Source organism: Bacillus sp. BS1807G30, from assembly GCF_040047675.1.
GTDB classification, from domain to species: Bacteria; Bacillota; Bacilli; order Bacillales; family Bacillaceae; genus Bacillus; species Bacillus altitudinis.
Window position 1 is genome coordinate 549544 of the sequence record NZ_CP157353.1, and the last position, 25022, is coordinate 574565.

The 25022-nt window shown below is 43.8% G+C and carries 27 protein-coding genes, 4 tRNA genes and 3 rRNA genes; 23 read left to right on the forward strand and 11 right to left on the reverse strand.

The window, feature by feature from the left end; translation table 11 throughout:
* The first annotated feature begins 107 nt into the window (after window positions 1-107).
* Both ABG082_RS02745 and ABG082_RS02750 read left to right on the forward strand, forming a co-directional pair.
* Entirely contained in the window at window positions 108-713 is a 606-nt protein-coding gene (locus tag ABG082_RS02745; protein ID WP_017358446.1) for a TetR/AcrR family transcriptional regulator, read from the forward strand.
* Window positions 714-744: 31 nt separating this feature from the next.
* Entirely contained in the window at window positions 745-1947 is a 1203-nt protein-coding gene (locus ABG082_RS02750; RefSeq protein ID WP_348936503.1) for an MFS transporter, read from the forward strand.
* 34 nt (window positions 1948-1981) lie between these two features.
* Here the strand turns inward: ABG082_RS02750 and ABG082_RS02755 are convergent, their stop codons facing one another.
* On the reverse strand, window positions 1982-2398 hold the full coding sequence (locus ABG082_RS02755; RefSeq protein WP_019743578.1) for a hypothetical protein: 417 nt from the start codon (window positions 2396-2398) through the stop codon (window positions 1982-1984).
* Window positions 2395-2835, reverse strand: coding sequence for a LytTR family DNA-binding domain-containing protein (locus ABG082_RS02760; protein ID WP_282834135.1), 441 nt, complete (start codon window positions 2833-2835; stop codon window positions 2395-2397). The genes ABG082_RS02755 and ABG082_RS02760 overlap by 4 nt, the downstream gene beginning before the upstream one ends.
* Window positions 2836-2996: 161 nt before the next feature.
* On the opposite strand from ABG082_RS02760, the gene ABG082_RS02765 reads away from it, so the two are divergent.
* The gene (locus tag ABG082_RS02765) at window positions 2997-3785 is read left to right on the forward strand and encodes a GNAT family N-acetyltransferase (protein ID WP_317328704.1); all 789 of its coding nucleotides are present in this window, start codon (window positions 2997-2999) and stop codon (window positions 3783-3785) included.
* Here the strand turns inward: ABG082_RS02765 and ABG082_RS02770 are convergent.
* Window positions 3777-4250 carry a GNAT family N-acetyltransferase gene (locus tag ABG082_RS02770; RefSeq protein ID WP_017366687.1) on the reverse strand — a complete coding sequence of 158 codons (474 nt, stop codon included), beginning with the start codon at window positions 4248-4250 and terminating at the stop codon, window positions 3777-3779. The two genes, ABG082_RS02765 and ABG082_RS02770, sit on opposite strands and share 9 nt — an antisense overlap.
* Before the next feature lie 51 nt (window positions 4251-4301).
* On the opposite strand from ABG082_RS02770, the gene ABG082_RS02775 reads away from it, so the two are divergent.
* Window positions 4302-4571: a YesK-like family protein gene (locus ABG082_RS02775; RefSeq protein WP_017366688.1), complete on the forward strand. Its 270-nt coding sequence runs from the start codon at window positions 4302-4304 to the stop codon at window positions 4569-4571.
* 12 nt (window positions 4572-4583) lie between these two features.
* Here ABG082_RS02775 and ABG082_RS02780 read toward each other — a convergent pair whose 3' ends face one another.
* From ABG082_RS02780 to ABG082_RS02790, 3 genes are all read right to left on the reverse strand, one after another.
* A complete protein-coding gene (locus ABG082_RS02780) occupies window positions 4584-5108 on the reverse strand; it encodes a GNAT family protein (protein WP_017366689.1) in 525 nt (174 codons plus the stop codon).
* Entirely contained in the window at window positions 5105-5500 is a 396-nt protein-coding gene (locus ABG082_RS02785) for a VOC family protein (protein ID WP_008346708.1), read from the reverse strand. Before ABG082_RS02785 ends, ABG082_RS02780 begins: the two co-directional genes overlap by 4 nt.
* Window positions 5501-5568: 68 nt before the next feature.
* Window positions 5569-6192, reverse strand: coding sequence for a GNAT family N-acetyltransferase (locus ABG082_RS02790; RefSeq protein ID WP_017366690.1), 624 nt, complete (start codon window positions 6190-6192; stop codon window positions 5569-5571).
* A gap of 149 nt (window positions 6193-6341) precedes the next feature.
* Here ABG082_RS02790 and ABG082_RS02795 point away from each other — a divergent pair, with 149 nt between their 5' ends.
* The 6 genes from ABG082_RS02795 (at window position 6342) to ABG082_RS02820 (ending at window position 10415) form a co-directional block, all read left to right on the forward strand.
* Window positions 6342-6905 carry a TetR/AcrR family transcriptional regulator gene (locus ABG082_RS02795; RefSeq protein ID WP_017366691.1) on the forward strand — a complete coding sequence of 188 codons (564 nt, stop codon included), beginning with the start codon at window positions 6342-6344 and terminating at the stop codon, window positions 6903-6905.
* A gap of 67 nt (window positions 6906-6972) precedes the next feature.
* The gene (locus ABG082_RS02800; protein WP_282834137.1) at window positions 6973-7512 is read left to right on the forward strand and encodes a dihydrofolate reductase family protein; all 540 of its coding nucleotides are present in this window, start codon (window positions 6973-6975) and stop codon (window positions 7510-7512) included.
* A 108-nt stretch (window positions 7513-7620) separates the two neighbouring features.
* Entirely contained in the window at window positions 7621-8094 is a 474-nt protein-coding gene (locus tag ABG082_RS02805; RefSeq protein ID WP_017358433.1) for a MarR family transcriptional regulator, read from the forward strand.
* On the forward strand, window positions 8078-8701 hold the full coding sequence (locus ABG082_RS02810; RefSeq protein WP_282834138.1) for a nitroreductase family protein: 624 nt from the start codon (window positions 8078-8080) through the stop codon (window positions 8699-8701). Before ABG082_RS02805 ends, ABG082_RS02810 begins: the two co-directional genes overlap by 17 nt.
* Before the next feature lie 17 nt (window positions 8702-8718).
* Complete coding sequence (locus ABG082_RS02815) at window positions 8719-9771, forward strand: LLM class flavin-dependent oxidoreductase (RefSeq protein ID WP_017358431.1); 1053 nt, start codon at window positions 8719-8721, stop codon at window positions 9769-9771.
* A 350-nt stretch (window positions 9772-10121) separates the two neighbouring features.
* On the forward strand, window positions 10122-10415 hold the full coding sequence (locus ABG082_RS02820; protein ID WP_008346693.1) for a hypothetical protein: 294 nt from the start codon (window positions 10122-10124) through the stop codon (window positions 10413-10415).
* A gap of 43 nt (window positions 10416-10458) precedes the next feature.
* On the opposite strand, the gene ABG082_RS02825 is transcribed toward ABG082_RS02820, so the two are convergent.
* Entirely contained in the window at window positions 10459-11013 is a 555-nt protein-coding gene (locus ABG082_RS02825) for an XRE family transcriptional regulator (protein WP_017358429.1), read from the reverse strand.
* 115 nt (window positions 11014-11128) lie between these two features.
* Between ABG082_RS02825 and ABG082_RS02830 the strand changes: the two genes are divergently transcribed.
* Complete coding sequence (locus ABG082_RS02830; RefSeq protein ID WP_272511991.1) at window positions 11129-11716, forward strand: LysE family transporter; 588 nt, start codon at window positions 11129-11131, stop codon at window positions 11714-11716.
* A 4-nt stretch (window positions 11717-11720) separates the two neighbouring features.
* Here the strand turns inward: ABG082_RS02830 and ABG082_RS02835 are convergent, their stop codons facing one another.
* Entirely contained in the window at window positions 11721-12272 is a 552-nt protein-coding gene (locus tag ABG082_RS02835; protein WP_282834140.1) for a GNAT family N-acetyltransferase, read from the reverse strand.
* Between the two features lie 126 nt (window positions 12273-12398).
* On the opposite strand from ABG082_RS02835, the gene ABG082_RS02840 reads away from it, so the two are divergent.
* Window positions 12399-12584, forward strand: coding sequence for a CsbD family protein (locus tag ABG082_RS02840; RefSeq protein ID WP_008346686.1), 186 nt, complete (start codon window positions 12399-12401; stop codon window positions 12582-12584).
* Between the two features lie 153 nt (window positions 12585-12737).
* Window positions 12738-13400: an O-methyltransferase gene (locus ABG082_RS02845; protein ID WP_348936504.1), complete on the forward strand. Its 663-nt coding sequence runs from the start codon at window positions 12738-12740 to the stop codon at window positions 13398-13400.
* 35 nt (window positions 13401-13435) lie between these two features.
* On the opposite strand, the gene ABG082_RS02850 is transcribed toward ABG082_RS02845, so the two are convergent.
* A complete protein-coding gene (locus tag ABG082_RS02850) occupies window positions 13436-13756 on the reverse strand; it encodes an AzlD domain-containing protein (RefSeq protein WP_008346681.1) in 321 nt (106 codons plus the stop codon).
* Window positions 13753-14478, reverse strand: a complete 726-nt coding sequence (locus ABG082_RS02855) for an AzlC family ABC transporter permease (RefSeq protein ID WP_007496390.1) — start codon at window positions 14476-14478, stop codon at window positions 13753-13755. The genes ABG082_RS02850 and ABG082_RS02855 overlap by 4 nt, the downstream gene beginning before the upstream one ends.
* Before the next feature lie 295 nt (window positions 14479-14773).
* On the opposite strand from ABG082_RS02855, the gene ABG082_RS02860 reads away from it, so the two are divergent.
* Together ABG082_RS02860 and ABG082_RS02865 are read left to right on the forward strand one after the other, a co-directional pair.
* Window positions 14774-15649: a DMT family transporter gene (locus tag ABG082_RS02860; protein ID WP_017358425.1), complete on the forward strand. Its 876-nt coding sequence runs from the start codon at window positions 14774-14776 to the stop codon at window positions 15647-15649.
* 79 nt (window positions 15650-15728) lie between these two features.
* A complete protein-coding gene (locus ABG082_RS02865) occupies window positions 15729-16748 on the forward strand; it encodes a S66 peptidase family protein (protein WP_348936505.1) in 1020 nt (339 codons plus the stop codon).
* 38 nt (window positions 16749-16786) lie between these two features.
* On the opposite strand, the gene gltP is transcribed toward ABG082_RS02865, so the two are convergent.
* Entirely contained in the window at window positions 16787-18037 is a 1251-nt protein-coding gene (gene gltP / locus ABG082_RS02870) for a glutamate-aspartate/proton symporter GltP (RefSeq protein WP_024719154.1), read from the reverse strand.
* A gap of 369 nt (window positions 18038-18406) precedes the next feature.
* Here gltP and ABG082_RS02875 point away from each other — a divergent pair.
* The 8 genes from ABG082_RS02875 to thiL all read left to right on the forward strand — a co-directional run bounded on the left by ABG082_RS02875 (window position 18407) and on the right by thiL (window position 25017).
* Window positions 18407-18483: transfer RNA gene (locus ABG082_RS02875), tRNA-Arg, on the forward strand.
* Between the two features lie 15 nt (window positions 18484-18498).
* Window positions 18499-18572, forward strand: a tRNA-Gly gene (locus ABG082_RS02880).
* Between the two features lie 131 nt (window positions 18573-18703).
* Window positions 18704-20252, forward strand: a 16S ribosomal RNA gene (locus ABG082_RS02885).
* A gap of 181 nt (window positions 20253-20433) precedes the next feature.
* Window positions 20434-23364: ribosomal RNA gene (locus ABG082_RS02890) — 23S ribosomal RNA — on the forward strand.
* Between the two features lie 61 nt (window positions 23365-23425).
* Window positions 23426-23541 (forward strand): 5S ribosomal RNA (rrf, locus tag ABG082_RS02895).
* Together the 16S, 23S and 5S rRNA genes with 4 tRNA genes alongside form the textbook arrangement of a ribosomal RNA operon.
* Before the next feature lie 17 nt (window positions 23542-23558).
* Window positions 23559-23635 (forward strand) — tRNA-Met (locus ABG082_RS02900).
* 49 nt (window positions 23636-23684) lie between these two features.
* Window positions 23685-23761 (forward strand) — tRNA-Asp (locus ABG082_RS02905).
* 278 nt (window positions 23762-24039) lie between these two features.
* The gene (gene thiL, locus ABG082_RS02910) at window positions 24040-25017 is read left to right on the forward strand and encodes a thiamine-phosphate kinase (protein ID WP_348936506.1); all 978 of its coding nucleotides are present in this window, start codon (window positions 24040-24042) and stop codon (window positions 25015-25017) included.
* Window positions 25018-25022 lie beyond the last annotated feature (5 nt).

A 25022-nucleotide genomic window follows, 5' to 3' on the forward strand; every position in this document is an offset into this window, starting at 1 on the left:
TTTTCATTGTATTACGGGCGATCTCCATTTATAATAAAAAAATAAACCAACTGGTCGGTTTTATTTGTCCATGTGAAGAAAAGCAAGGTAGAAGGGATTGTTCATAGATGACAAGTGCACAGAGCGGGGCTGGAAAAAGTGAAAAGACGAAGCAAAAAATTGTCACCGCTTCACGTGATTTATTTGCAAAAAAAGGATATTCTGAAACATCCGTACGAGATATTCTAGAGGCGGCTGAGATTAGTAAAGGCAACCTTTATCATCATTTTAAAGGAAAAGAGTTTTTGTTCCTTCATATTATGGAAGAGGATCATCGATTCATGATGGAGACGTGGCATGAAGAGAAACAAACGCTGCACCGGGCCATTGATAAGCTCGCAGGGTTTGCAGAGCTGCTTAGTCAAATGGGGATTAACTATCCTCTAATGAGAGCGAGTGAAGAATTTTGCGCCAGTGCATTTACATCAGATGAAGTCATGGAGCGTCTGAACAAGATTGATGTAGACTTTGATGATGTGATGAGAGACATCCTGCTTGAAGGAAACGAAGATGGTAGCTGGTCGATTCAGCATGTTGAATCAAAAGTGAAAATATTACTTTCTGTATTCTATGGATTAGACGTGTTATATAAAAATGACACGATGCAGCAGAAAAAGGAATTACAAAAAGAGGCGATCTCATTGTTTATTCACGGAATCAACCATCATGAGTAACAAGTGAGTCAGTAAAGGGGAAACAAACATCATGCAAAAACCGATTCGTGAGCAAAAAGCGGTACTTGTTATTTTATTAAGTAATATATTTATTGCGTTTTTAGGCATCGGTCTGATCATACCTGTCATGCCGCTCTTTATGAATGTCATGCACTTAACGGGCAGTACGATGGGATATCTTGTGGCGGCGTTTGCCGTTGCACAGCTCATCGCATCACCTATTGCGGGAAGATGGGTAGACCGATACGGAAGAAAGATCATGATTGTGTCAGGCCTTTTTCTATTTGCGTTATCAGAACTCGTTTTTGGCTTAGGAACACACGTATATGTTCTGTATTTTGCAAGGGTTCTTGGCGGTATTAGTGCAGCATTTATCATGCCGGCTGTCACTGCCTATGTCGCTGATATCACAACCGTTCAAGAAAGATCAAAGGCAATGGGGTATGTATCCGCTGCTATTAGTACCGGATTTATCATCGGCCCGGGAATTGGCGGATTTATTGCAGAATATGGCGTTCGTCTGCCGTTTTTCTTTGCAGCAGGGATTGCATTTATTGCCGTGATTTCGTCTATGTTTATGCTGAAGGAACCATTAACAAAAGAAGAGCGAGAGAAACAAATGGATCAAGTGAAGGATTCGACCTTCTTTAAAGACTTGAAAAAATCAATCCATCCAAGCTATCTCATCGCCTTCATCATTGTGTTTGTGCTGGCGTTTGGACTATCTGCATATGAAACGGTCTTTAGCTTGTTTACAAATCACAAGTTTGGATTTGGTCCAAAGGATATTGCGATTATCATTACCGTCAGTTCAATTGTAGCCGTCATCATCCAAGTACTCGTGTTTGGTAAAATGGTGAATGCGCTTGGGGAGAAACGAGTTATTCAACTATGCTTGATTGTTGGAGCAGTTCTCGCTTTTGTTTCCACGGTCGTGTCAGGCTTTATGGTTGTGCTGATCGTGACGTGTGTGATTTTCCTTGCGTTCGATTTATTGCGCCCTGCACTCACGACCTTCTTATCAAAAATCGCTGGCAATCAGCAAGGATTTGTCGCAGGGATGAACTCTACCTACACAAGCCTTGGTACGATTTTTGGCCCGGCACTTGGCGGTATATTATTCGATCAAAATATTCATTTCCCATTCCTGTTTGCAGGTGTTGTCTTATTTCTTGGATTGGGCTTAACCCTTATTTGGAAGGGGAAGGGGACAGAAGAGGCATCAGCAGAATAATAGAAAAGAGACCTTTCAAATAAGGTCTCTTTTTTTAAGGCTGCGGCTTCAGGTGATTCAGTGCCTGCGCCATTTTTTGATTTTGCTGCTTTTTGTAAAATAGAAAGGCGATGATATGGCCTACTAATGTGAGAAAGGCAATACCGATAAAATAAGGCATGATCCATTCGAGCAGTGCAGTCGAATATAAAGCGACGGCTCCTACTTGAAATCCTAAATTGACGACAGTGGAGATCAGAATGTTGATGGGTGCTGGAAAGGTAAAGTAGTTCCATAGTAAAGGATACATGACCCCAAAGACGATGCCTGCCAGAGTACCGATGGCAATGATGTGCCACACGTAATGAAAAGGGATAGAGGATGACCATTGAGTGATGGACAGGATGAGTGTCAGCCATACGATAGAGACAAAAGCTGTTTGCATAAATTGATGTTTTAGTTCCTTGATCATTTGAATCGCTCCTTTATATATTTGGCGTAATGACGACTGACGGTGTAACTGTTTTTCGAGATGGTTTCGACCTCTAAGCGAGCGTACGTACCAGCGACAAAGCTGTCGACTTGCGCTAAATTGAGAATGACTGCATTGTTGATACGATAGAAATGTTCACGCTCTAACGACTTCAGATCCTTCAGCCGTTTGCTCAGAAAATACGTCATTCCTCCGGTTGTGATCACCTTTGACATATGTCCAAGCGCAGAGATCGCTTCAATTTGTTCTAATGGTAAAAGAGACTGCCGATCATTTTTTGGATCTTTGACCGTTAGAGATGTACTAGTCTCCAGCATTGATACAATTTTTTGTAAACGTTCTTGATTATGTGGATGGCTGATGACGTCTACTTCCGTCACATCCTTTTCTTGATTCCAGATCAAACGAAATTTCATCCATAAACCTCCTCTCACAATGAGCATAGCAATAGATGAAAGCGAATGCGATGGAATGTTGCTTTGATGCAGAAGAATTCTTTTTGTTGCAAAGATTCACCGCGTGTCTACGGCTTTCCTTTATAATGAAAAGATACTCGTTCGTGAATGGAGGAATGATGTTGTATCTGGTAGATCAACAAAGGACAGGAGCGGTGAAAGAGGAAATTCTGCGGATTGATCCTGCCTATCCAGTGTTCGTAGATGCGATACTCGATGGCGTGATACAAGGAGATTTATATGTGGATCACCGAGATCACCCGTGTGTCTATTTTGCAGGGACGACAACCGGCATTTATTATGTCGCAGGCAGGACAGAAGCAGCACTCTCATTATGTTCAACGTTCATTGTGGATGTTTATAAAAAGCAGAAAAGAGAGAACGGACGTTTCACTTTGTTTTCAGCAAATCCACCCTCAGATGAGATGATGAAAAAATGCTTTGGTTCCCAACTGAATGAAATGCAAAGACATGCGTATTCTTATGACTTGACCTCTCCTGATCTGATTGTGCCTGATCAAGATGAAATGATTAAACCCACGAATGAACAAGTCATTGCCGCTAGCAAAGTATTCCCATCCAGCTATTATGAAGCATATTGGGGAGGAGTAGATCACTTTTTATCTAATGGCGTCGGAGTTGCCATCTTAAATGGTGAAGACGTGGTCAGTGAATGTATCTCTATTTTTTCAAGTGAAAAACGTGTGGAAATCGATATTTGGACAGATGAAGCCTGCCGTGGAAGAGGGTTGGCTTTATTAGCAGCTCAGCAAATGATCAGCATCTGTGTTGAAAAAGGGAGGACACCGCATTGGGATTGCGATGTCCATCACGCAACCTCGGCCAAATTGGCAGAGAAGCTAGGTTTTCAGTGGACAAAGACGTATCGCTTATTTTATGCCTCACGCTGAAAAGGTTTTGAGATACCAAGCATCCATGGCAGAATGCTCTGAGCCTTCAATCGGTGCAGGAAGAAGAGAAAAGTCATACCGTTGATAAAGGCCAGTAGCAGCTGTTAATTCACTGCGGGTTTCTAAATAACAAGCATCGTAGTATGTAGCAGCATATTGGAGGGCCATATCCATCAGTTTCTTGCCCGCACCTTTGCCTTGTGCTTTTGGGCTTAAATAAAGCTTTTGCAGCTCACAAATGCCATCTGTGAAAGGGGCAATGCCAACGCCACCAACAATTTCACCATGTTCTTCGGCAATCCAATAGGCTGCATGAGTCAATGATTGATAGTATTCGAAAAGCTGATCAAGGTGTGGGTCTGTGTAGGCTGTACCTTCAATCGCAAGATTCGCTGATTCTAATGACTGGCGGATAATGGCCGCAATAAAAGGATTGTCCTGCTTTTGAATCGGTCTAATATTCATTGGAAAAACCTCCGTTGTCATAGGATAAAAAAGAAAAGGAGTTGATGCGATATGTTCTGGCTGCAAACCGCTATTTTTACTGTCATTGTGCTCTGTCTCTCGTGGTGGGCGGGAAAAAGACGTAGGCATCGCCATGCCAGGCTGATTGTCCCGATATGTATCACTATGTTTGGATTGCTCTTATTGATCGGCAGTTTCTTCATTGGCAGATGGGAAGGGATGGCGCTCAGCATATCAAGCGTCTCTATCGTTCTCTCTTCTATCATTTGTTTGATCATCGTTACAGGGCTTCATTTGTTAAAAAAAGATGACCCTTCGTAGGCTGGGACATCTTTATGATTTGATTCTATCGTATTCCTCACGAAGGATGCCCATCATGATGACATCCGAATAAGCACCGTTGAAATAGAGCGCTTGACGTCTTTTTCCTTCATATTGAAATCCGGCTTTCTCATAGCTTCGAAAGGCTCGTGGGTTATGGGAAAAAACTTCAAGCTCAAGCCGATTAAGTTCTAACGTCTCAAAGGCAAATGTTTGAACCATCCGAACAGCCTCAGTGCCATACCCTTTGTGAAAATGCTCTGGACCATGCAGCGCAATGCGGAAACTTGCCGTATGGTTCATCGGATCAATATCCACAATCGCCGCATCCCCGATCATTTCTTTCGTGTCTAGCAGACAAATAGCAAAGTCTCGTCTACTGTCATCCTGCAGAAAACGGGTATAGGCTGAACGAATTTCTTCTAGTGTGAACGTTTTTCGTGTGCCAGTCATATAAAGTGTTTCTGCATGCTGGCATCCTCTATGAATACCAGGATAATCTTGCTCTTCAATCGGTCTCAAAAATAATCGAGTCATGATGGATCAGCCTCCTCTATATATCGGGAGATTTCAATTAAGTTCATATCAGGATCACGGATATAAATGGATTCAATCGGACCTAATGCACCAGACCGTCTGACCGGACCTTCTTCAATTGGAACAACCTGCTTTCGAAGATGAAGCAATAAACTGTCTATATCTAAATCGGTGATAAAACATAAGTCAGCAGATCCAGGCTGGGGATGAGCAGCTTTTGGTTCAAATTCATGACCCGCTTCATGAAGGTTGATCTTTTGTAAGCCAAAACGAAGGGCTTTACGGCCTTCTCCAAAAGTTTCTTCCTTCATTCCTAATACGTTTGTATAAAAGCGAATGGTTTCCTCCATATGTTGAACAGTCAACACGATATGATCAAGTCGTCGTATCATCAGTCTCTCCTCCAAGTATGATCATTGTTTGAACTGCTTCTATTATATCATCCCTTGAAGAAGATACCTTATTTGATCACGGTTTTATAACTCCAGCTTGCTAGGGACATGTCTTCTCCGTGCAGTACTCTCTCATCAAACTCCGTCCACCCATTTTTTCGATAGAAATGACGATTGGCCTCGTTGTGTGTAATCAGTGTGAACAGTCCACCGCCTTGCCGGGCGATAAAAGGGAAAAGACATTGCTTTAACATACGGCTTCCAAGTTTTTTTCCTTGTTGGTCTTTTGCAACGACAAGAGCTTCTAAATACCAGTAAGGTTTCTTTAAGGAAGAACACGCTTTTTTTGCCTCCTTTAACATACGGAACACATGCTGAATCGCCGATAAGCCACCAGTAAAGAGCAGCTTTAACCCACCTGACAACACATAATCCATGAGTCCTGGTTCAGGAAGGCGTGGATGTTTTAACAGGGCGGCAGACACAATTTTCTCATTCTCAACCCCGACCAAACAGATTTGATGCTGAAAATATACCTTTGTGTTGACCAAATGCAGCTGACGGGCGAAAGCAGAACGCTTGGTCACCTTTTCGCATAATAAATCAAAAAATGAATAGTTCTGAAACGAATCATCTAACAACGCTGCCACTTGAGGCAGTTCATCCTCTCTGGCAAGTCTGAAATGAAGCATATGATGGTCCTCCTTTTTTGAACAGATATAGATTATTGGACATGTGTCTATTATAATAAGAGGAAAACAAACCGAACATCGGCAATGAATGATCTCGTGTTCATAAATAGACAGGTAAAGCCATATTGTTCAAAAACGGAGGGTGTTTCATGAAGGACAGACGAACAATCAAAACCAAAAAGGCGATACGAGAAAGCTTTCTTGAGCTTTTAATGGAAAAAGATGTTCAACAAATTACAGTATCAGAGCTATCTAGAAGAGCGGATTTAGGAAGAGGGACCTTTTATTTGCACTATCAAGATGTGTTTGATTTGCATGAACAGCTTGAGAAGGAACTATTCGATCAGCTTGGCGGACTATACGATGAATCGTTTCCTAGTCAGGACCCGCTTGATATGCTGTCCTTTTTAAACAAAACAACTGAGTATTTAAAAGAAAAACAATTCATGATGACGTTATTTGTCAAACCGAATAGCCCAACGACGAATCAATTTAAAGCGTTTTTTAAAGAAAAAATCATGAAAGAGTGGCAGCTTGATCAGCGTCAGATTACGGAGCGTGAACAGATTGAGGCCTCTTTTGTCGTATCTGGTGCTGTTGGTGTACTGGAAGAATGGATTCATGAAGGCATGACAATCGAAGCGGCAAAGCTTGCGCACATATTGTACGAGCTTCTCATGAAGGTAGAACAAGAATCGCAAGAAACGAATTGATCATATATCCTTTTTCTATTCTTTCTGTTAAAATGGGAATATATGTTCTTATTCAAGGTGGGGAGTGGTGAGATTGAAAAGGAAATTACTATTTTATGGGGCAATGAGCATTGATGGATATTTAGCAAGGGATGATCACCGTCTAGATTGGCTCATAGGAACAGAGGGCGAAGAGGATACGAGATATGAGGAATTTTATGCATCAGTCGATACGCTGATCATGGGACGGAACACATATGAGCAGGTTCTCAAACTTTCACCTGATGAGTTTCCTTATGAAGACAAGACATGTTATATCGTTTCTCGCACTTTACAAGACAGTCATACAGGGACCCATATCATTCGTGAAGATGTTCTCTCGTTTATCCACAACTTAAAAAATGAAAAGGGGCAGCATATCTGGATAGTAGGAGGCGGGGAACTGCTTCAAGCATTATTAAAAGAAAGATTAGTCGATGAGCTGTATCTCCAAATCGCACCTGTCATGATTGGAAAAGGAATCCCTCTTTTCCCTCCAACTGAACAGGAATCTAGATTTTCATTACAACAAGTGCATCAATACAAGCAAATTGCTGAAATGCATTTTGTGTTAAAAGAAGACCACTGAATCACAGGGGTCTTTTTTTGATCAAACAAACACATTGACAAGAAAATATCCTAGTGTTAGGATAAATTTATCCTAGTTTTAGGATTTATTGAAAAAGGAGTAGTTGCCATGGTGCAGCAAGAACAGGAATTAGACTTAAGGCTTTTCCGAGTATGGATGAAAGCCTACCATGCCCTTTTTGCAAATATCCAAAAAGACATTGAACGTTATGATATCGGATTTGAAAACTTTCAAATTCTTGAATTACTGTATAGTAAGGGACCACATCCCGTTCAAAAAATTAGTGAGATTTTATCCATTCCAAGTGGGAGCATCACCTATGTGGTCAACAAATTAGAAAAACAAGAATTAGTCAAAAGACAATGTGCACCTTCTGATAAACGTGTATTCCATGTATTACTGACAGATAAAGGGAAGCAGCTATTTGACGATATTTTTCCAAAACATACAGATGTCATTTCACAAAATCTGTCCTTTATCGAAACAGAGGAAAAAGAGCAGCTCATTGAATGGTTGAAAAAAATCGGTTTAGGTGCAAAACAACTTCACGAAAAGGGGAAACAAGATGACACACAGCTTTGATACATTGGTACGTGAAAGACGATCAGCATCAAATTTTTTGCCAAATATCTCGATTTCGAGAGAAGAGCTTAATAGTATCTTTGAAGAAGTGAAGTTGGCACCTTCAGCCTTTAATTTACAGCATACGCAATATGTCGTCGTTCAATCAGAAGCGCTTAAAGAGCAAGTAAGAGATGCTGCATTTGGACAATATAAGGTGCATTCCGCTTCAGCAGCGATCATTGTGCTCGGCGATCCGAAAGCTTATGAGCAAGCAGGAAACATTTATGAAGGCCTAAAAATGCTCGGCATCTTAAATGCGCAACAATATGAGGAAATGGTCAGAGAGACGATGAGTTTTTATGAGCAGAGAGGATCAGACTTTCAGAAAGAAGAGGCGATTCGCAATGCTTCATTATCTGCCATGCTATTGATGCTTGCCGCCAAAAACAAGGGATGGGATACTTGCCCGATGATTGGCTTTGACCCCGAAGCAATGAAAAAGGTGTTAAACATCGAATCAGATTTGGTTCCTGTATTAATGATTACACTCGGAAAAGAAAAAGTAGAGAGCAGACAAGCGAGAGGCTATCGCAAGCCGGTCTCTGAATTTGTGACATATTTATAAGATAGGGGGTTCCATTCATGGAACTAGGAATTAGTACATTTGTAGAAACAACACCTGATTTTCAAACAGGAAAAACAGTCAGCCACGCACAGCGTATTCGTGAAGTAGTAGAAGAAATTATATTAGCAGATCAAGTGGGTCTCGACGTTTTTGGTGTAGGGGAGCATCATCGTGAAGATTTCGCCGCATCAAATCCAGCAGTCGTATTAGCAGCTGCGGCAACGCAAACAAAGAATATTCGTCTGACAAGTGCCGTAACTGTTCTTTCATCGGCAGATCCTGTTCGTGTGTTTCAAGATTTTGCGACATTAGATGGCCTTTCTAATGGGCGTGCAGAGATCATGGCTGGCCGCGGATCATTTATTGAATCGTTCCCGCTTTTTGGCTATGACTTAGATGATTATGAAGAATTATTTGAAGAAAAACTAGATTTACTGTTGAAATTACAGCAGTCAGAGCGTGTGACGTGGAGCGGTAAGCACCGTCCAGCCATTCAGGATGTCGGCGTATACCCAAGACCTGTTCAAGATCCGCTTCCCATCTGGATTGGCAGTGGAGGAAACAGAGAATCTGTCGTACGTGCTGGATTATTAGGATTACCACTTGTCCTTGCCATTATTGGCGGCAGCCCTAGACAGTTCGCACCGCTAGTGCAGCTCTACAAGCAAGCTGCGATTCACGCTGGACATGACCCTGAGAAATTAACGGTGGCATCCCACTCACATGGATTTGTTGCGGAGGAAACAGAATTGGCAGCAGATCAATTCTTCCCTTCTACACAGCATGTCATGAATACATTAGCAAGAGAACGAGGCTGGGGACCTTATACCCGTTCTACATTCGATGCAGCAAGAACATTAGAAGGTGCATTGTATGTAGGAGATCCAGATGCCGTGGCAGAGAAAGTGATTCATCTGCGAAAAAATGTAGGCATTACGCGCTTCATGCTGCACGTACCGGTCGGTTCGATGCCGCATGATCAAGTGCTGAAAGCTATTGAGTTATTTGGAAAAGAAGTGGCTCCTAAAGTAAGAGAAGAGGTTGCCCGCTGGGAAGCCGAACAAGCATAACAAAAAAGTCGATCAAGGGAATAGGCTTGATCGACTTTTTCTTATGCTTAAGGATCAATAACACATGGTTTCACTGTAGGGCATGAAGCAGCAGAAGCAAATGGTGTGGCCGTCAAGGTGAAGAGGAAAACAAGTTGAAAACAGATAAGCCATTTTTTCATGAAATCACCTCCGTTATCAATTGTTTCACTAGAAACGAGATGAGGATAAAAGCATAGAAGTATGTAACACCCTCTATCCAGCATAAGACAATCATATCATAATTTTCAAAAAAATGAAAAAATAACTTACGAAAGTTCTAAATTATGGTATGGTTAATATGTTCAACAAAAAAAGGGAGGGATTTTTGTATGAAAAAGGTCATAACTTCTGTTTTGGTTGGAGCAATTGTTTTAACGGGTGCGGGTGTCACCGCTGTCCCGGTAGAAGCGAAGGGGAAAGTAAACAGTGAAGTTACGGTACAAGCAAGTCGAACCGTCTCGGAAACGAGAACATATACGACGTCAAACATCCCATCAAGTATTACATATGCAAAGGATGGATGGGTCGGTATTCTCTATCAATCGTCAATTGAAGAGTTAGGTTTAGGAAAATATAGAGTTACCTTTACTGGAACGGTTGTACGCGATCCAGGATTTAATTAAATAAAATGTAAAGCTGACAGGTGGACAAGCCTGTCAGCTTTTTTTAATGGGGATAATAAAGAATCATTTGCAGCCGGACCATCTGTTCTCCTGATTGTTTATACTCATGGGCACGGTCAGCTTTAAACCGAATCGAGTCGCCAGCTTGTAATGTGTATTGCTCATCACCGATCGATAAATCAAGTGCTCCCTCAAACACGGTAATCAATTCCTCTGTACCGCCGATATGTTCTTCCGCACTTAACGACCCATGAGGATCAATTTCTACCTGATAGACTTCAAATTTTCTCAGGTCATCAAATGGGAACGTCGTATATACCCGATACCTTCCCTCGTCCTCTGTTAAAACTTGTCCTTCTTCTTTTCGCACAAACTTAATCTCAGGCTGCGGTGCGTAAATAAGTTCACTAAAAGACACCTTCAACCCATTGGCGATTTTCCACAGAGTGGTGATGGTCGGTGTGGATTCTCCTCTTTCGATTTGTCCGATCATCGTTTTACTCACATTTGTTACCTCAGCCATCTTTTCTAGGCTTAATTTCTTTTGCTCTCTTAGCAGTTTTACATTTCTAGCAATAATCGATTGTACATCCTCCATCAAAAAAACTCCTTTCTGCATTTACTTTATAACGACTGAATAGTACAATAAAACGTAATATATACGCAATAAAGACTTTTAAGTCTAAATAACGTATGAAAAAGGAGGTAACAGTTTGATTGTTTCCATGTTGATTTATGCTTTTGTTACCAGCTTTACCCCTGGACCGAATAATATCATGGCGATGGTCTTTACGAATAAATATGGGGTCAAGCAAACATTTCGATTTTGTTTAGGGGTTGGGATCGGATTTTTGGTCATTTTATGTTTGAGCGGTTTCTTCAATATGATTCTTTATCAAGTCATGCCGAAAATAGGCTGGGTCATGGCTTTCATTGGAGCCAGTTACATGATCTATTTGGCTGTTAAAATCATGAAAAGTAAAGGCGGAGATGACGAAACCCTAGACCGATATAATCATTTTATCCCAGGTATGCTACTGCAATTTATTAATCCGAAAGCCATCTTGTATGGATTAACCGTCATTTCCACTTTTGTTCTGCCGTATGGACAGTCCAATATGCAATACATGTTATTGACACTGATTCTTGCCATCATCGGTTTTTTAGGCACATTTAGCTGGAGTCTATTTGGCTCGTTATTCAAGCGTTTTTTGACTCTTTATCAGCGGCCGTTCCAGTTCGTCATGGGACTTCTACTTATCTATAGTGCGATTTCGATGATCTGGGGTTATGTCATGTAAGCGGTCAGGAGACTGGTCGCTGCCTGCCCATCACAACCGTATCATAATACATGCCGTCCGCCAGTCGTTTATCTTTTTTTAACAAGCCTTCAATCTCAAAGCCATAGTGTTTATATAAACGAATGGCTTTTTGATTGGTTTCCATTACTTGAAGTGACATCTTTTGAATGCCTTGCTGATCTGCCCAGTCAATCGATGTAGCTAAAAGTTCTTTCCCGATGTGATAGCCCCAAGCGGCCTTCTGTACGGCGACGCCAAACGTTACTTTGTGAGCAGAGCGCTTAAGAGAATGCCCTTCGCATCTTGAAAAACCGACAATGTCTCCTTCACTATCTGCAACTAAAAAGAGATGACGGCATTCCTTGGAATCCTCTTGAATCAACGCCTCGAACCCTTTCTCATCAATAAAAGCTTCACCCGGTTCACGATCTAAATATTCGGTTTCACCATCGATTTTCAGTCTGAGAGCTGATAACTGTTTGGCATCTGCTAATGCAGCAGAGCGAATACGATAAGTCACACCACGTACAGTGAACGTACTTTCAGAAATGATCATTGAACAGACCACCAACCTTTCATTCGACTATGTCTATCATACCTGAAACGCACACACAGCACACTCAGATGTTTTGTCATGTGCAAAAAGGCTAAATAAACAGTATGAAACGTGGAGGTGGAACAAATGAGTGAACAAAATGGACATATGGATAAAGCGAAAGGAAAAACAAATCAAGTCAAAGGTCAAGTGAAAGAAAAACTGGGCGAAGCGACAGATCATGAAAACCTGAAAGCAGAAGGAAAGAAAGATCAAGTAAAAGGAAAGCTTCAAGATAAAAAAGGTGACGTGAAAAATAAGCTGAATCAGTAGTTTGCACATACTTACAGGTACTTGCCCCATGTATCCATCATCCCATTCCTTTCATCAATAAAATGAATAGGTGTGTGAAAAGAATTGATTATAAATTCTCGCTTCCGTCATGTAGACTTTAAATAGAAGACATGAACAAGGGAGATGGATGACTTGGAGCAAGTATGGGGGAAAGTTGACGAGTATATCAAAGACAAATTGATTGCTAAAGATGACGTATTGGAGCAAACTCTTATCAAGAATAAGCAAGCCGGATTACCAGAAATAGATGTGTCGCCGGCCCAAGGAAAACTGCTTTATTTGTTAGCAAAAACCAAGGGTGCAAAGCGCATTTTAGAAATCGGTACACTTGGCGGTTATAGTACCATTTGGCTTGCCCGTGCACTTGAAGCGGATGGAGAACTCATGACATTAGAGGCTGTCAGTCATCATGCAGAAACAGCACAGCAAAACATAGACAGAGCAGGCCTAGCAGAACGTGTCACCATTTTACAAGGAAAAGCGTTAGATACTTTATCTCAGTTAAAAGAGCAGGATACGCTCCCGTTCGATTTGATTTTCATTGATGCAGACAAACCAAACAACCCGCAATATCTGAAGTGGGCGTTACACTTCTCAAAAAAGGGAACAGTCATTATTGCAGACAATGTGGTCAGAAATGGAGCAGTTCTTCATGCCTCTGATCAAGATGAGCGAGTGAAGGGAACTCGTGAATTCTTCGATTTACTCAAACAAGAGTCGAGAATTGAGGCAACCGCTATTCAAACTGTTGGCGAAAAAGGCTATGACGGCTTTGTATACGGTATCGTAAAATGAAAAAAGCTTAACCGCATCCGGTTAAGCTTTTTCTATTAGAAAAACCATCTAGCTGTGCCCATCAGCATGACGCCTACTAGAACGGTGAGGGACAAGCTTTTTGTCCAAACAGCGATTAACACAGTTGGAACCAAGACAGCAAGGTACATCCAGTGAATGGTGACGCCTGCTGTAGTATGTATGAATAGATGCTCTGCAATCAAAGCGGTAAATATACAAATGGGGATAAATGATAACCATTTGAGCACCACTTCTGGCATCTGTATACTCCTTACAAATAAAAATGGAACGACTCTTGGGATGATGGTCACAATCATACAGCCAAGAATGAGCCATAACATAAAACTGCTAATCATTTATCTGTCACCACCCCAATAGTGGCAACAAGCACAGTTGCCAACAAAACAGCCACGTGTGAAGGAACAAAATGAAGCAGCACAAACATCGCAACAAACATATATAAAACAAGTGATAAGCGATGGGTGAGCTTATTTTTTGGCACCGTCTGTAAAGAAAGAATGAGCAGCGCAGCAAACATCGCGGATAGGGCAAAATCAAGACCAAGCGCCTCTGGATTTGAAATCCAGTGTCCGAATATTCCGCCAAGTGTACACGCAGCAATCCAGCATAAATAAGCTGTAATGTTCAGTCCATGCATCCATCTGTTATTCAATTTTCCTTGCTGTGCTAATTTATTCATCGCTACGCCAAAGGATTCATCAGTAAGCAGAAGACCAAATCCGATGTTCTGCTTTACAGAGTAGCGTGTAAAATGGGGGGCAAGCGTAAGGCTGAGTAACAAATGCCGTAAATTGACAATGAACGTGGTGAAAATAATAGCGGAAAGAGGGCTTCCTGTCACAAGTAATGCACAGATGATAAACTGTGAAGCGCCAGCATAAATAAAGATAGATAACAGCGCGATTTCCCATATACTTAACTGCGAACTAATGCCAACAATTCCAAAGGCAAACCCAATGCTCATATAACCAAGCAAGGTTGGCACACAATCTTTTATTCCCTCAAGAAACGGTTCGTTTCCGGCAGTGGGAATGTGTTTCCTAGCTTCAACATCCAAATACCTCTACTCCTTTTCTATGTAAACATCAATTGTTTTACTTACTATAAGAAAACGAATTCATCATGTCAATCCTATTGAACTTCTATTATATGAAGAAACATGGCGATAAAAAGGATTGAAGTGAACCAGATTTTGTTATAAAGTAATCAGAAAATAAACACAATTGGGGTGACTGATATGCAATGGAAGCCTTTATTTGAACATGATGTACCAAATCACCTCCGTCCATAACGGAGAGTGATCTCCGTTTGTGGATATCGCAGTGAATATATCCAGTAACGGAGGGGAAAAAATGAATGGAAAATATATAGGAGCCCTCTACTTAGCGTTAGCTGCTAGTATTTGGGGCGGTATGTATGTAGTGGTCAAAGTAACAGTTGCGGTTGTCCCGCCACTTGAGCTCGTCTGGATGAGATATGCAGTAGCTGGAGTCGTTCTTGTGTTCACGATTTGGCGTTTGGGCTACTCTTTTCGGTTAGACAAAAAGGATATCCCGCTGATTGTGTCGATTGGATTGATTGGCAACTTTCTTTCGATCGTGACCCAAGAAATTGGCACAATGTATACGTCTGCACAAATGGGTGCCGTCATCACATCGGCCACACCTGCTTTTATGGTGCTTTTCGCTTTCTTTCTATTAAAAGAATCTTTCACAATGAGAAAGTGTGTCTCCATTCTGCTTGCTACAGTAGGTGTGCTGACGATGATTGGGCCTGTCGCTGTTCAAACGGATGAGTTTGTTGGTGGTCTTTCACTGGTTATTGCTGCATTAACATGGGCACTCATGTCTGTTCTTTTGAAACGAGTTCCAGGAAAGTATCCTCAAGTAGTGACGACAACATATGCGATCATTGTGGCCTTTATCGTATTAACACCACCTGTCTTGTTTCGTTTGCCTCATCTGGATGTGCATCAAATGGCAAGACCGGAAATATGGGGCGGCATTCTGTATCTAGGTATCATCTCAACGGCCCTTGCTTTCTTTTTGTGGAATAGAGGGCTTCAACTGATGGACGCTTCAAGCGGTGGTCTGTTTTTCTTCTTTCAACCAATCGTTGGTACGGTCCTTGGATGGCTGCTTCTAGGTGAAGAGATGGGCTTACGTTCGTTTGTTGGGATTTTGTGTATTTTCGCAGGTGTATATACTGTCCTGCGTCAGAGAGAGTAAGATGAGATTCCCCTTGAAGAAGGGGAATTTTCTTTACAATGAATAGATGAGAGATTCATAGAAGGTGGAGGTGAGCAGGATGATCCAGTATCCATTTTTGCAAAAAGGACAAACGATTGGGGTGACAGCACCGTCCTCAGGTGTGCAACCCTCTTTGCATGAGATGTTTCAACTGTCTTGCGATCGGATGAAAAAAAGAGGCTATGAAGTCATATGTGGAGAGACAGTATGGCAGCAGGAAAAAGCGAAATCAGCCCCTGCAATCAAGCGAGCAAATGAGTTACAGCGGATGATGACTTGTCATGAGATTGACCACATCATCCCGCCATGGGGCGGACAGCTGCTTATTGAAGTGTTAGAGCATCTTGATTTCTCAGTGATGCAAAAAAAGTGGATTCTTGGTTACTCAGATACAAGTCTCCTTCTATTAGCTTTGACATTAAACACAGGCATTGCGACAGCGCATGGACCGAACCTTGTGGATCTTCAGGGGGAAGAGCTTGATCAGGTGACGGCTATGTGGGAACAAATACTTTCCACTCCAGAGAAAAAGGACGTTACTCAATTTTCTTCTGATATGTATCAAAAGGAATGGCAGTATGACCATCCAAGTATACATGTCTTTCATTTAACCGAACCAACCGCATGGCGTACTGTTGATCACTTAGAGACGACGATGAAGGGAAGGCTGATGGGTGGCTGTATTGATGTGATCCGGCACTTAGCTGGCACGCCTTTTGGAGATGTCAAAGCTTTTCAAGAAACATACCTGAAAGGTGAACCCATTCTATGGTATTTTGAAAACTGTGAATTAAATGCTGCGAGCATGAAGAGGTCTCTTGTTCAATTAAAACTAGCAGGCTGGTTTGATCAGTGCTCTGGCATCATGTTTGGCAGGAGTGCAGTGGACACTCCTGTGGAAGGATATGAATATACGGATCTATATGAAGAATTGCATAAGGAATTACAAATACCGATTGTTTACGATATTGATTGTGGACACGTACCGCCTCAAATGACCCTCATTAACGGAGCATATGCGGAGGTGCAGTTGCAACAAGAAGGTAAAGCCGTGCTGAAGCAGACATTTTTGCCATGAAAAAAGGAAAGGGCGACCCCTTTCCTTCATAAAAAACATTACATTCCTTTTGTTTCTTCACCTGCTTTTGGAACTTCCCATGCAGACTCTCGGAATACTTTTTCCCATTTAGAGACGACAATACAGGCAACCGCATGTCCAGGAACATTCACGCCTGTTCGAGCCATATCCATAATCCGGTCGACCCCGGCGATAATAGCGACACCTTCTGCTGGCAGACCTACTGCATGAGCTGTTGCCAAAAGAACGACAAGTGAGCCAGACGGGACAGCTGCAATGCCTTTACTTGTTAAAACAAGGACAAGCATCATGAGGAGCTGCTGTGATAAACTCATATCGACACCAAACGCTTGTGCAAGAAACACACAGGAAACCGATAAATATAAACTTGAACCATCGCAATTAAGAGAAAGACCTGACGGGATGACGAAGGAAACGATTCTTTTTGGACAGCCGTATTTCTCCATCCGTGACATGAGCTGTGGAAGAACAGTTTCTGTACTTGTAGTAGAAAAGGCAACCAAAAACAAATCCCAAATCATTTTCAACACTTCGAAGTAGTTAAAACGGAAGATCAGTGCGACAAGAGGGAACAAAACAAATAGAATAATAAACAATCCTAAGAAGACAGTGCCAACAAGTTTCATCATAGGAATTAGTAAAACAATGCCGTATTGTCCGACAGAAGCTGCCATTAATGCTAAAACTCCAATAGGAGCTGTCACCATGACCATTTGTGTGAGCTTAAACATAATTTGTGCTACTGATTCAAAGAAGGTAAGGACAGGAGCGGAAGCTTTCCCAATTCCGCTTGCGGCTACACCGAATAAAATAGCGAAGAAAATCACTGCTAGTAAATCATTCTGAGCCATGACATCGATGATATTGGTTGGAATGATGTCTAAAACCATCTGTTTAAAATCGACGACCTTTTGAGTATAACCATCGAGTTCCCCAATATCTTTCTTAGCTAATTGAGAGAAATCGAGTCCAACGCCTGGCTTTAACACGTTGGCCAATAAAAGTCCGATTCCAAGAACGATGGTCGTAATGACCTCAAACCAAATGATTGTCTTTAATCCGAGACTGCCCATTTTCTTCATTCCACCGCTGCCAGCTGCGCCGATGACAATCGTAGAGAAAACAATAGGGACTACAATCATTTTAATCAATCGGATAAAGCCATCCCCAATGGGCCGAAGTGCCATTCCGAAATCAGGGAAGAAGTGGCCGATAAGAGCTCCTATCACCAAAGCGATCATGATTTGAAAAGCGACAAACTTTTTCATCATCTCCTACCTCCTTTAAATGCATGGAAAATATTAAGAATTTTCCAATAAATAAAAATTCTAGGTGACCATGTTTTGTCCTCCTTTGGATTTAGAAAGATTTTATTTAAGAATCATTAGAATTATGAAGAAAGAAATGAAAATAGGGCGATTGAAACTCTATTTATCTAACAAAAGAGCACTTCTTAAAAAACATTAAACTTTTTTAGAAAAATGTATTGACCCTTTTGTATGATCCATGGTATATTTTTATTCGTCGCTGATGACGCATCTGAAACACTGATGCTCAGACAGATACGACAAACAAACTTCAAAAAGATGTTGACTTAATAAAAACGATATGTTAAGATAATTAAGTCGCCTGATTAAGCGCCCGTAGCTCAATTGGATAGAGCGTTTGACTACGGATCAAAAGGTTAGGGGTTCGACTCCTCTCGGGCGCGCCAATAACATTTAACCACGCGGGTGTAGTTTAGTGGTAAAACCTCAGCCTTCCAAGCTGATGTCGTGAGTTCGATTCTCATCACCCGCTCCATTTTTAAAAATGATCTTTGAAAACTAAACAAGACAAAACGTACCTGTTAATTCGAGTTTTTATAAAAAAATCCTATGATACATCATAGGTAGTCAGTCAAACTGGCGAAAAACAAAACTTCGGTTTTGAACTTTTCGGAGAGTTTGATCCTGGCTCAGGACGAACGCTGGCGGCGTGCCTAATACATGCAAGTCGAGCGGACAGAAGGGAGCTTGCTCCCGGATGTTAGCGGCGGACGGGTGAGTAACACGTGGGTAACCTGCCTGTAAGACTGGGATAACTCCGGGAAACCGGAGCTAATACCGGATAGTTCCTTGAACCGCATGGTTCAAGGATGAAAGACGGTTTCGGCTGTCACTTACAGATGGACCCGCGGCGCATTAGCTAGTTGGTGAGGTAACGGCTCACCAAGGCGACGATGCGTAGCCGACCTGAGAGGGTGATCGGCCACACTGGGACTGAGACACGGCCCAGACTCCTACGGGAGGCAGCAGTAGGGAATCTTCCGCAATGGACGAAAGTCTGACGGAGCAACGCCGCGTGAGTGATGAAGGTTTTCGGATCGTAAAGCTCTGTTGTTAGGGAAGAACAAGTGCAAGAGTAACTGCTTGCACCTTGACGGTACCTAACCAGAAAGCCACGGCTAACTACGTGCCAGCAGCCGCGGTAATACGTAGGTGGCAAGCGTTGTCCGGAATTATTGGGCGTAAAGGGCTCGCAGGCGGTTTCTTAAGTCTGATGTGAAAGCCCCCGGCTCAACCGGGGAGGGTCATTGGAAACTGGGAAACTTGAGTGCAGAAGAGGAGAGTGGAATTCCACGTGTAGCGGTGAAATGCGTAGAGATGTGGAGGAACACCAGTGGCGAAGGCGACTCTCTGGTCTGTAACTGACGCTGAGGAGCGAAAGCGTGGGGAGCGAACAGGATTAGATACCCTGGTAGTCCACGCCGTAAACGATGAGTGCTAAGTGTTAGGGGGTTTCCGCCCCTTAGTGCTGCAGCTAACGCATTAAGCACTCCGCCTGGGGAGTACGGTCGCAAGACTGAAACTCAAAGGAATTGACGGGGGCCCGCACAAGCGGTGGAGCATGTGGTTTAATTCGAAGCAACGCGAAGAACCTTACCAGGTCTTGACATCCTCTGACAACCCTAGAGATAGGGCTTTCCCTTCGGGGACAGAGTGACAGGTGGTGCATGGTTGTCGTCAGCTCGTGTCGTGAGATGTTGGGTTAAGTCCCGCAACGAGCGCAACCCTTGATCTTAGTTGCCAGCATTCAGTTGGGCACTCTAAGGTGACTGCCGGTGACAAACCGGAGGAAGGTGGGGATGACGTCAAATCATCATGCCCCTTATGACCTGGGCTACACACGTGCTACAATGGACAGAACAAAGGGCTGCGAGACCGCAAGGTTTAGCCAATCCCACAAATCTGTTCTCAGTTCGGATCGCAGTCTGCAACTCGACTGCGTGAAGCTGGAATCGCTAGTAATCGCGGATCAGCATGCCGCGGTGAATACGTTCCCGGGCCTTGTACACACCGCCCGTCACACCACGAGAGTTTGCAACACCCGAAGTCGGTGAGGTAACCTTTATGGAGCCAGCCGCCGAAGGTGGGGCAGATGATTGGGGTGAAGTCGTAACAAGGTAGCCGTATCGGAAGGTGCGGCTGGATCACCTCCTTTCTAAGGATATATGGAGCAGCGTGCGTTTTCGTCTTGTTTAGTTTTGAAGGATCATTCCTTCAAACATGTCTCTAGCGAGACAGGATTGTTCTTTGAAAACTAGATAACAATAAGTAATACATTCACATTGAATGCAATGCAAAGTTCATCACACATAGTGATTCTTTCTAAAGTAAGAAATGGTTAAGTTAGAAAGGGCGCACGGTGGATGCCTTGGCACTAGGAGCCGATGAAGGACGGGACGAACACCGATATGCTTCGGGGAGCTGTAAGCAAGCTTTGATCCGGAGATTTCCGAATGGGGAAACCCACTGCTCGTAATGGAGTAGTATCCATACTTGAATACATAGAGTATGAGAAGGCATACCCGGGGAACTGAAACATCTAAGTACCCGGAGGAAGAGAAAGCAAATGCGATTCCCTGAGTAGCGGCGAGCGAAACGGGAACAGCCCAAACCAAGAGGCTTGCCTCTTGGGGTTGTAGGACACTCTATACGGAGTTACAAAGGAACGATATAAGCGAAGAGGTCTGGAAAGGCCCGCCAAAGAAGGTAACAGCCCTGTAACTGAAATGTTGTTCTCTCCAGAGTGGATCCTGAGTACGGCGGAACACGTGAAATTCCGTCGGAATCCGGGAGGACCATCTCCCAAGGCTAAATACTCCCTAGTGACCGATAGTGAACCAGTACCGTGAGGGAAAGGTGAAAAGCACCCCGGAAGGGGAGTGAAATAGATCCTGAAACCGTGTGCCTACAAGTAGTCAGAGCCCGTTAACGGGTGATGGCGTGCCTTTTGTAGAATGAACCGGCGAGTTACGATCCCGTGCAAGGTTAAGCAGAAGATGCGGAGCCGCAGCGAAAGCGAGTCTGAATAGGGCGCATGAGTACGTGGTCGTAGACCCGAAACCAGGTGATCTACCCATGTCCAGGGTGAAGTTCAGGTAACACTGAATGGAGGCCCGAACCCACGCACGTTGAAAAGTGCGGGGATGAGGTGTGGGTAGGGGTGAAATGCCAATCGAACCTGGAGATAGCTGGTTCTCTCCGAAATAGCTTTAGGGCTAGCCTCAAGGTAAGAGTCTCGGAGGTAGAGCACTGATTGGACTAGGGGCCCCTACCGGGTTACCGAATTCAGTCAAACTCCGAATGCCGATGACTTATCCTTGGGAGTCAGACTGCGAGTGATAAGATCCGTAGTCGAAAGGGAAACAGCCCAGACCGCCAGCTAAGGTCCCAAAGTATACGTTAAGTGGAAAAGGATGTGGAGTTGCTTAGACAACCAGGATGTTGGCTTAGAAGCAGCCACCATTTAAAGAGTGCGTAATAGCTCACTGGTCGAGTGACTCTGCGCCGAAAATGTACCGGGGCTAAACGTATCACCGAAGCTGCGGACTGTTCTTACGAACAGTGGTAGGAGAGCGTTCTAAGTGCAGTGAAGTCAGACCGGAAGGACTGGTGGAGCGCTTAGAAGTGAGAATGCCGGTATGAGTAGCGAAAGACGGGTGAGAATCCCGTCCACCGAATGCCTAAGGTTTCCTGAGGAAGGCTCGTCCGCTCAGGGTTAGTCGGGACCTAAGCCGAGGCCGAAAGGCGTAGGCGATGGACAACAGGTTGATATTCCTGTACCACCTCCTCACCATTTGAGCAATGGGGGGACGCAGGAGGATAGGGTAAGCGCGGTATTGGATATCCGCGTCCAAGCAGTTAGGCTGGGAAATAGGCAAATCCGTTTCCCGTGAAGGCTGAGCTGTGATGGCGAGCGAAATTTAGTAGCGAAGTTCCTGATTCCACACTGCCAAGAAAAGCCTCTAGCGAGGTGAGAGGTGCCCGTACCGCAAACCGACACAGGTAGGCGAGGAGAGAATCCTAAGGTGATCGAGAGAACTCTCGTTAAGGAACTCGGCAAAATGACCCCGTAACTTCGGGAGAAGGGGTGCTTCTTAGGGTGTTAAAGCCCCGAGAAGCCGCAGTGAATAGGCCCAGGCGACTGTTTAGCAAAAACACAGGTCTCTGCGAAGCCGTAAGGCGAAGTATAGGGGCTGACGCCTGCCCGGTGCTGGAAGGTTAAGAGGAGCGCTTAGCGTAAGCGAAGGTGCGAATTGAAGCCCCAGTAAACGGCGGCCGTAACTATAACGGTCCTAAGGTAGCGAAATTCCTTGTCGGGTAAGTTCCGACCCGCACGAAAGGCGCAACGATCTGGGCACTGTCTCAACGAGAGACTCGGTGAAATTATAGTACCTGTGAAGATGCAGGTTACCCGCGACAGGACGGAAAGACCCCGTGGAGCTTTACTGCAGCCTGATATTGAATGTTGGTACAGCTTGTACAGGATAGGTAGGAGCCTTGGAAACCGGAGCGCTAGCTTCGGTGGAGGCATCGGTGGGATACTACCCTGGCTGTATTGACCTTCTAACCCGCTGCCCTTATCGGGCAGGGAGACAGTGTCAGGTGGGCAGTTTGACTGGGGCGGTCGCCTCCTAAAATGTAACGGAGGCGCCCAAAGGTTCCCTCAGAATGGTTGGAAATCATTCGCAGAGTGTAAAGGCACAAGGGAGCTTGACTGCGAGACCTACAAGTCGAGCAGGGACGAAAGTCGGGCTTAGTGATCCGGTGGTTCCGCATGGAAGGGCCATCGCTCAACGGATAAAAGCTACCCCGGGGATAACAGGCTTATCTCCCCCAAGAGTCCACATCGACGGGGAGGTTTGGCACCTCGATGTCGGCTCATCGCATCCTGGGGCTGTAGTCGGTCCCAAGGGTTGGGCTGTTCGCCCATTAAAGCGGTACGCGAGCTGGGTTCAGAACGTCGTGAGACAGTTCGGTCCCTATCCGTCGCGGGCGCAGGAAATTTGAGAGGAGCTGTCCTTAGTACGAGAGGACCGGGATGGACGCACCGCTGGTGTACCAGTTGTTCTGCCAAGGGCATCGCTGGGTAGCTATGTGCGGACGGGATAAGTGCTGAAAGCATCTAAGCATGAAGCCCCCCTCAAGATGAGATTTCCCATTCCGCAAGGAAGTAAGATCCCTGAAAGATGATCAGGTTGATAGGTCTGAGGTGGAAGCGTGGTGACACGTGGAGCTGACAGATACTAATAGATCGAGGACTTAACCTATATTCTAATGTGAAAAATGAACATTGTTATCTAGTTTTGAGAGAACATTCTCTCCATCAGGTTTGGTGGCGATAGCGAAGAGGTCACACCCGTTCCCATACCGAACACGGAAGTTAAGCTCTTCAGCGCCGATGGTAGTTGGGGGTTTCCCCCTGTGAGAGTAGGACGCCGCCAAGCTTGTTATTTTATATCGTCGCGGGGTGGAGCAGTTCGGTAGCTCGTCGGGCTCATAACCCGAAGGTCGCAGGTTCAAATCCTGCCCCCGCAACCAAATTATTTTACCTATTAAATAGGGAGTACTCATTGAGTACAGCCAAAATGGTCCGGTAGTTCAGTTGGTTAGAATGCCTGCCTGTCACGCAGGAGGTCGCGGGTTCGAGTCCCGTCCGGACCGCCATTTTTATAACTTGTAAACGAAAACGTATAGTTTCGTTTTTTTTTATGTCTTTTTCTTTCAATAAGTATCCTAGATGCAATGAAACTCCTTGTGTTTGGCTACACTAAATGTGATAAGAAAAGATCATGACTTCAACAAACAACGCCTGGTTTTTTTATACCAGGCTTTCTTTATATCATTTTTAGTTGGAACCGAGGCTCATATTCGCTACACTAATACTAACTGTGTCTGACATCATGTTTGCTCAATCAGTTGATTGTATGAAGGGGCTGTCTTTTATGGATGAATTTGATCTTATTCGCCGAATTACACCAAAAGAAACGCATCAGCGTTCTTTGGTCATGGGCATCGGTGATGATGCTAGTGTTTATCAACCTCATTCACATTGTGAAGAGGTCGTTTGTGTTGATACAATGGTAGAGCATGTCCATTTTCGATTTGATTTTTCCACACCCTTTGAGGTTGGATTTAAAGCGCTGGCAGTGAATATCAGTGATATCGCAGCCATGGGAGGAACCCCTAAGTATTATCTTGTATCAATCGCGATCCCGCCTCATGGGGATAAAGCAATTGTCGCAGCTTTTTACGAGGGAATGAAAGCATTGGCTGACACATATCATATGGATTTAATCGGTGGAGATACAGTAGCCACCCGCAGTGACTTTGTCATCACAGTAACGGTCATTGGTGAGATTCCAAAGGGAACAGCCTGTTACCGTCATAGTGCTCAGACAGGAGACGTTGTCTTTGTCACAGGTGAACTAGGTTCATCAGCTGCTGGGCTATCCCTTTTAATGAATGAAGTAAATGCTGCACATTCGATTGACACTGCTTTTTTTCTAGAGCGACACAAAATGCCGCAGCCGCATATTGCTGCTGGCCTTATTTGTTCAAGCTTCCCCCGGGTGACCTTGAATGATGTGAGTGACGGATTAGCGAGTGAGTTAAACGAAATAGCGGAAGCCAGTCGTGTGACGATTGAAATTGAAACTGATCAGCTCCCAAAACATCCACATCTACCGTTGTTACATAAAGAGTGGCTTGAATGGGTCTTGTTCGGTGGAGAGGATTTTGTCTTAACTGGTACGATCCCTGAAACGGATTGGAAGCGATTTGAGACGCAATGTAAAAAAGAACACATTCAGGTCACGCGTATTGGACAAGTCAAAGATGACCGAGCGTCCAGCGTTATTTTAAAAGACCATGATCAACAAACAATTTTAATGAAAAAAGGATATAATCATTTTAAGAAATGAGGTGA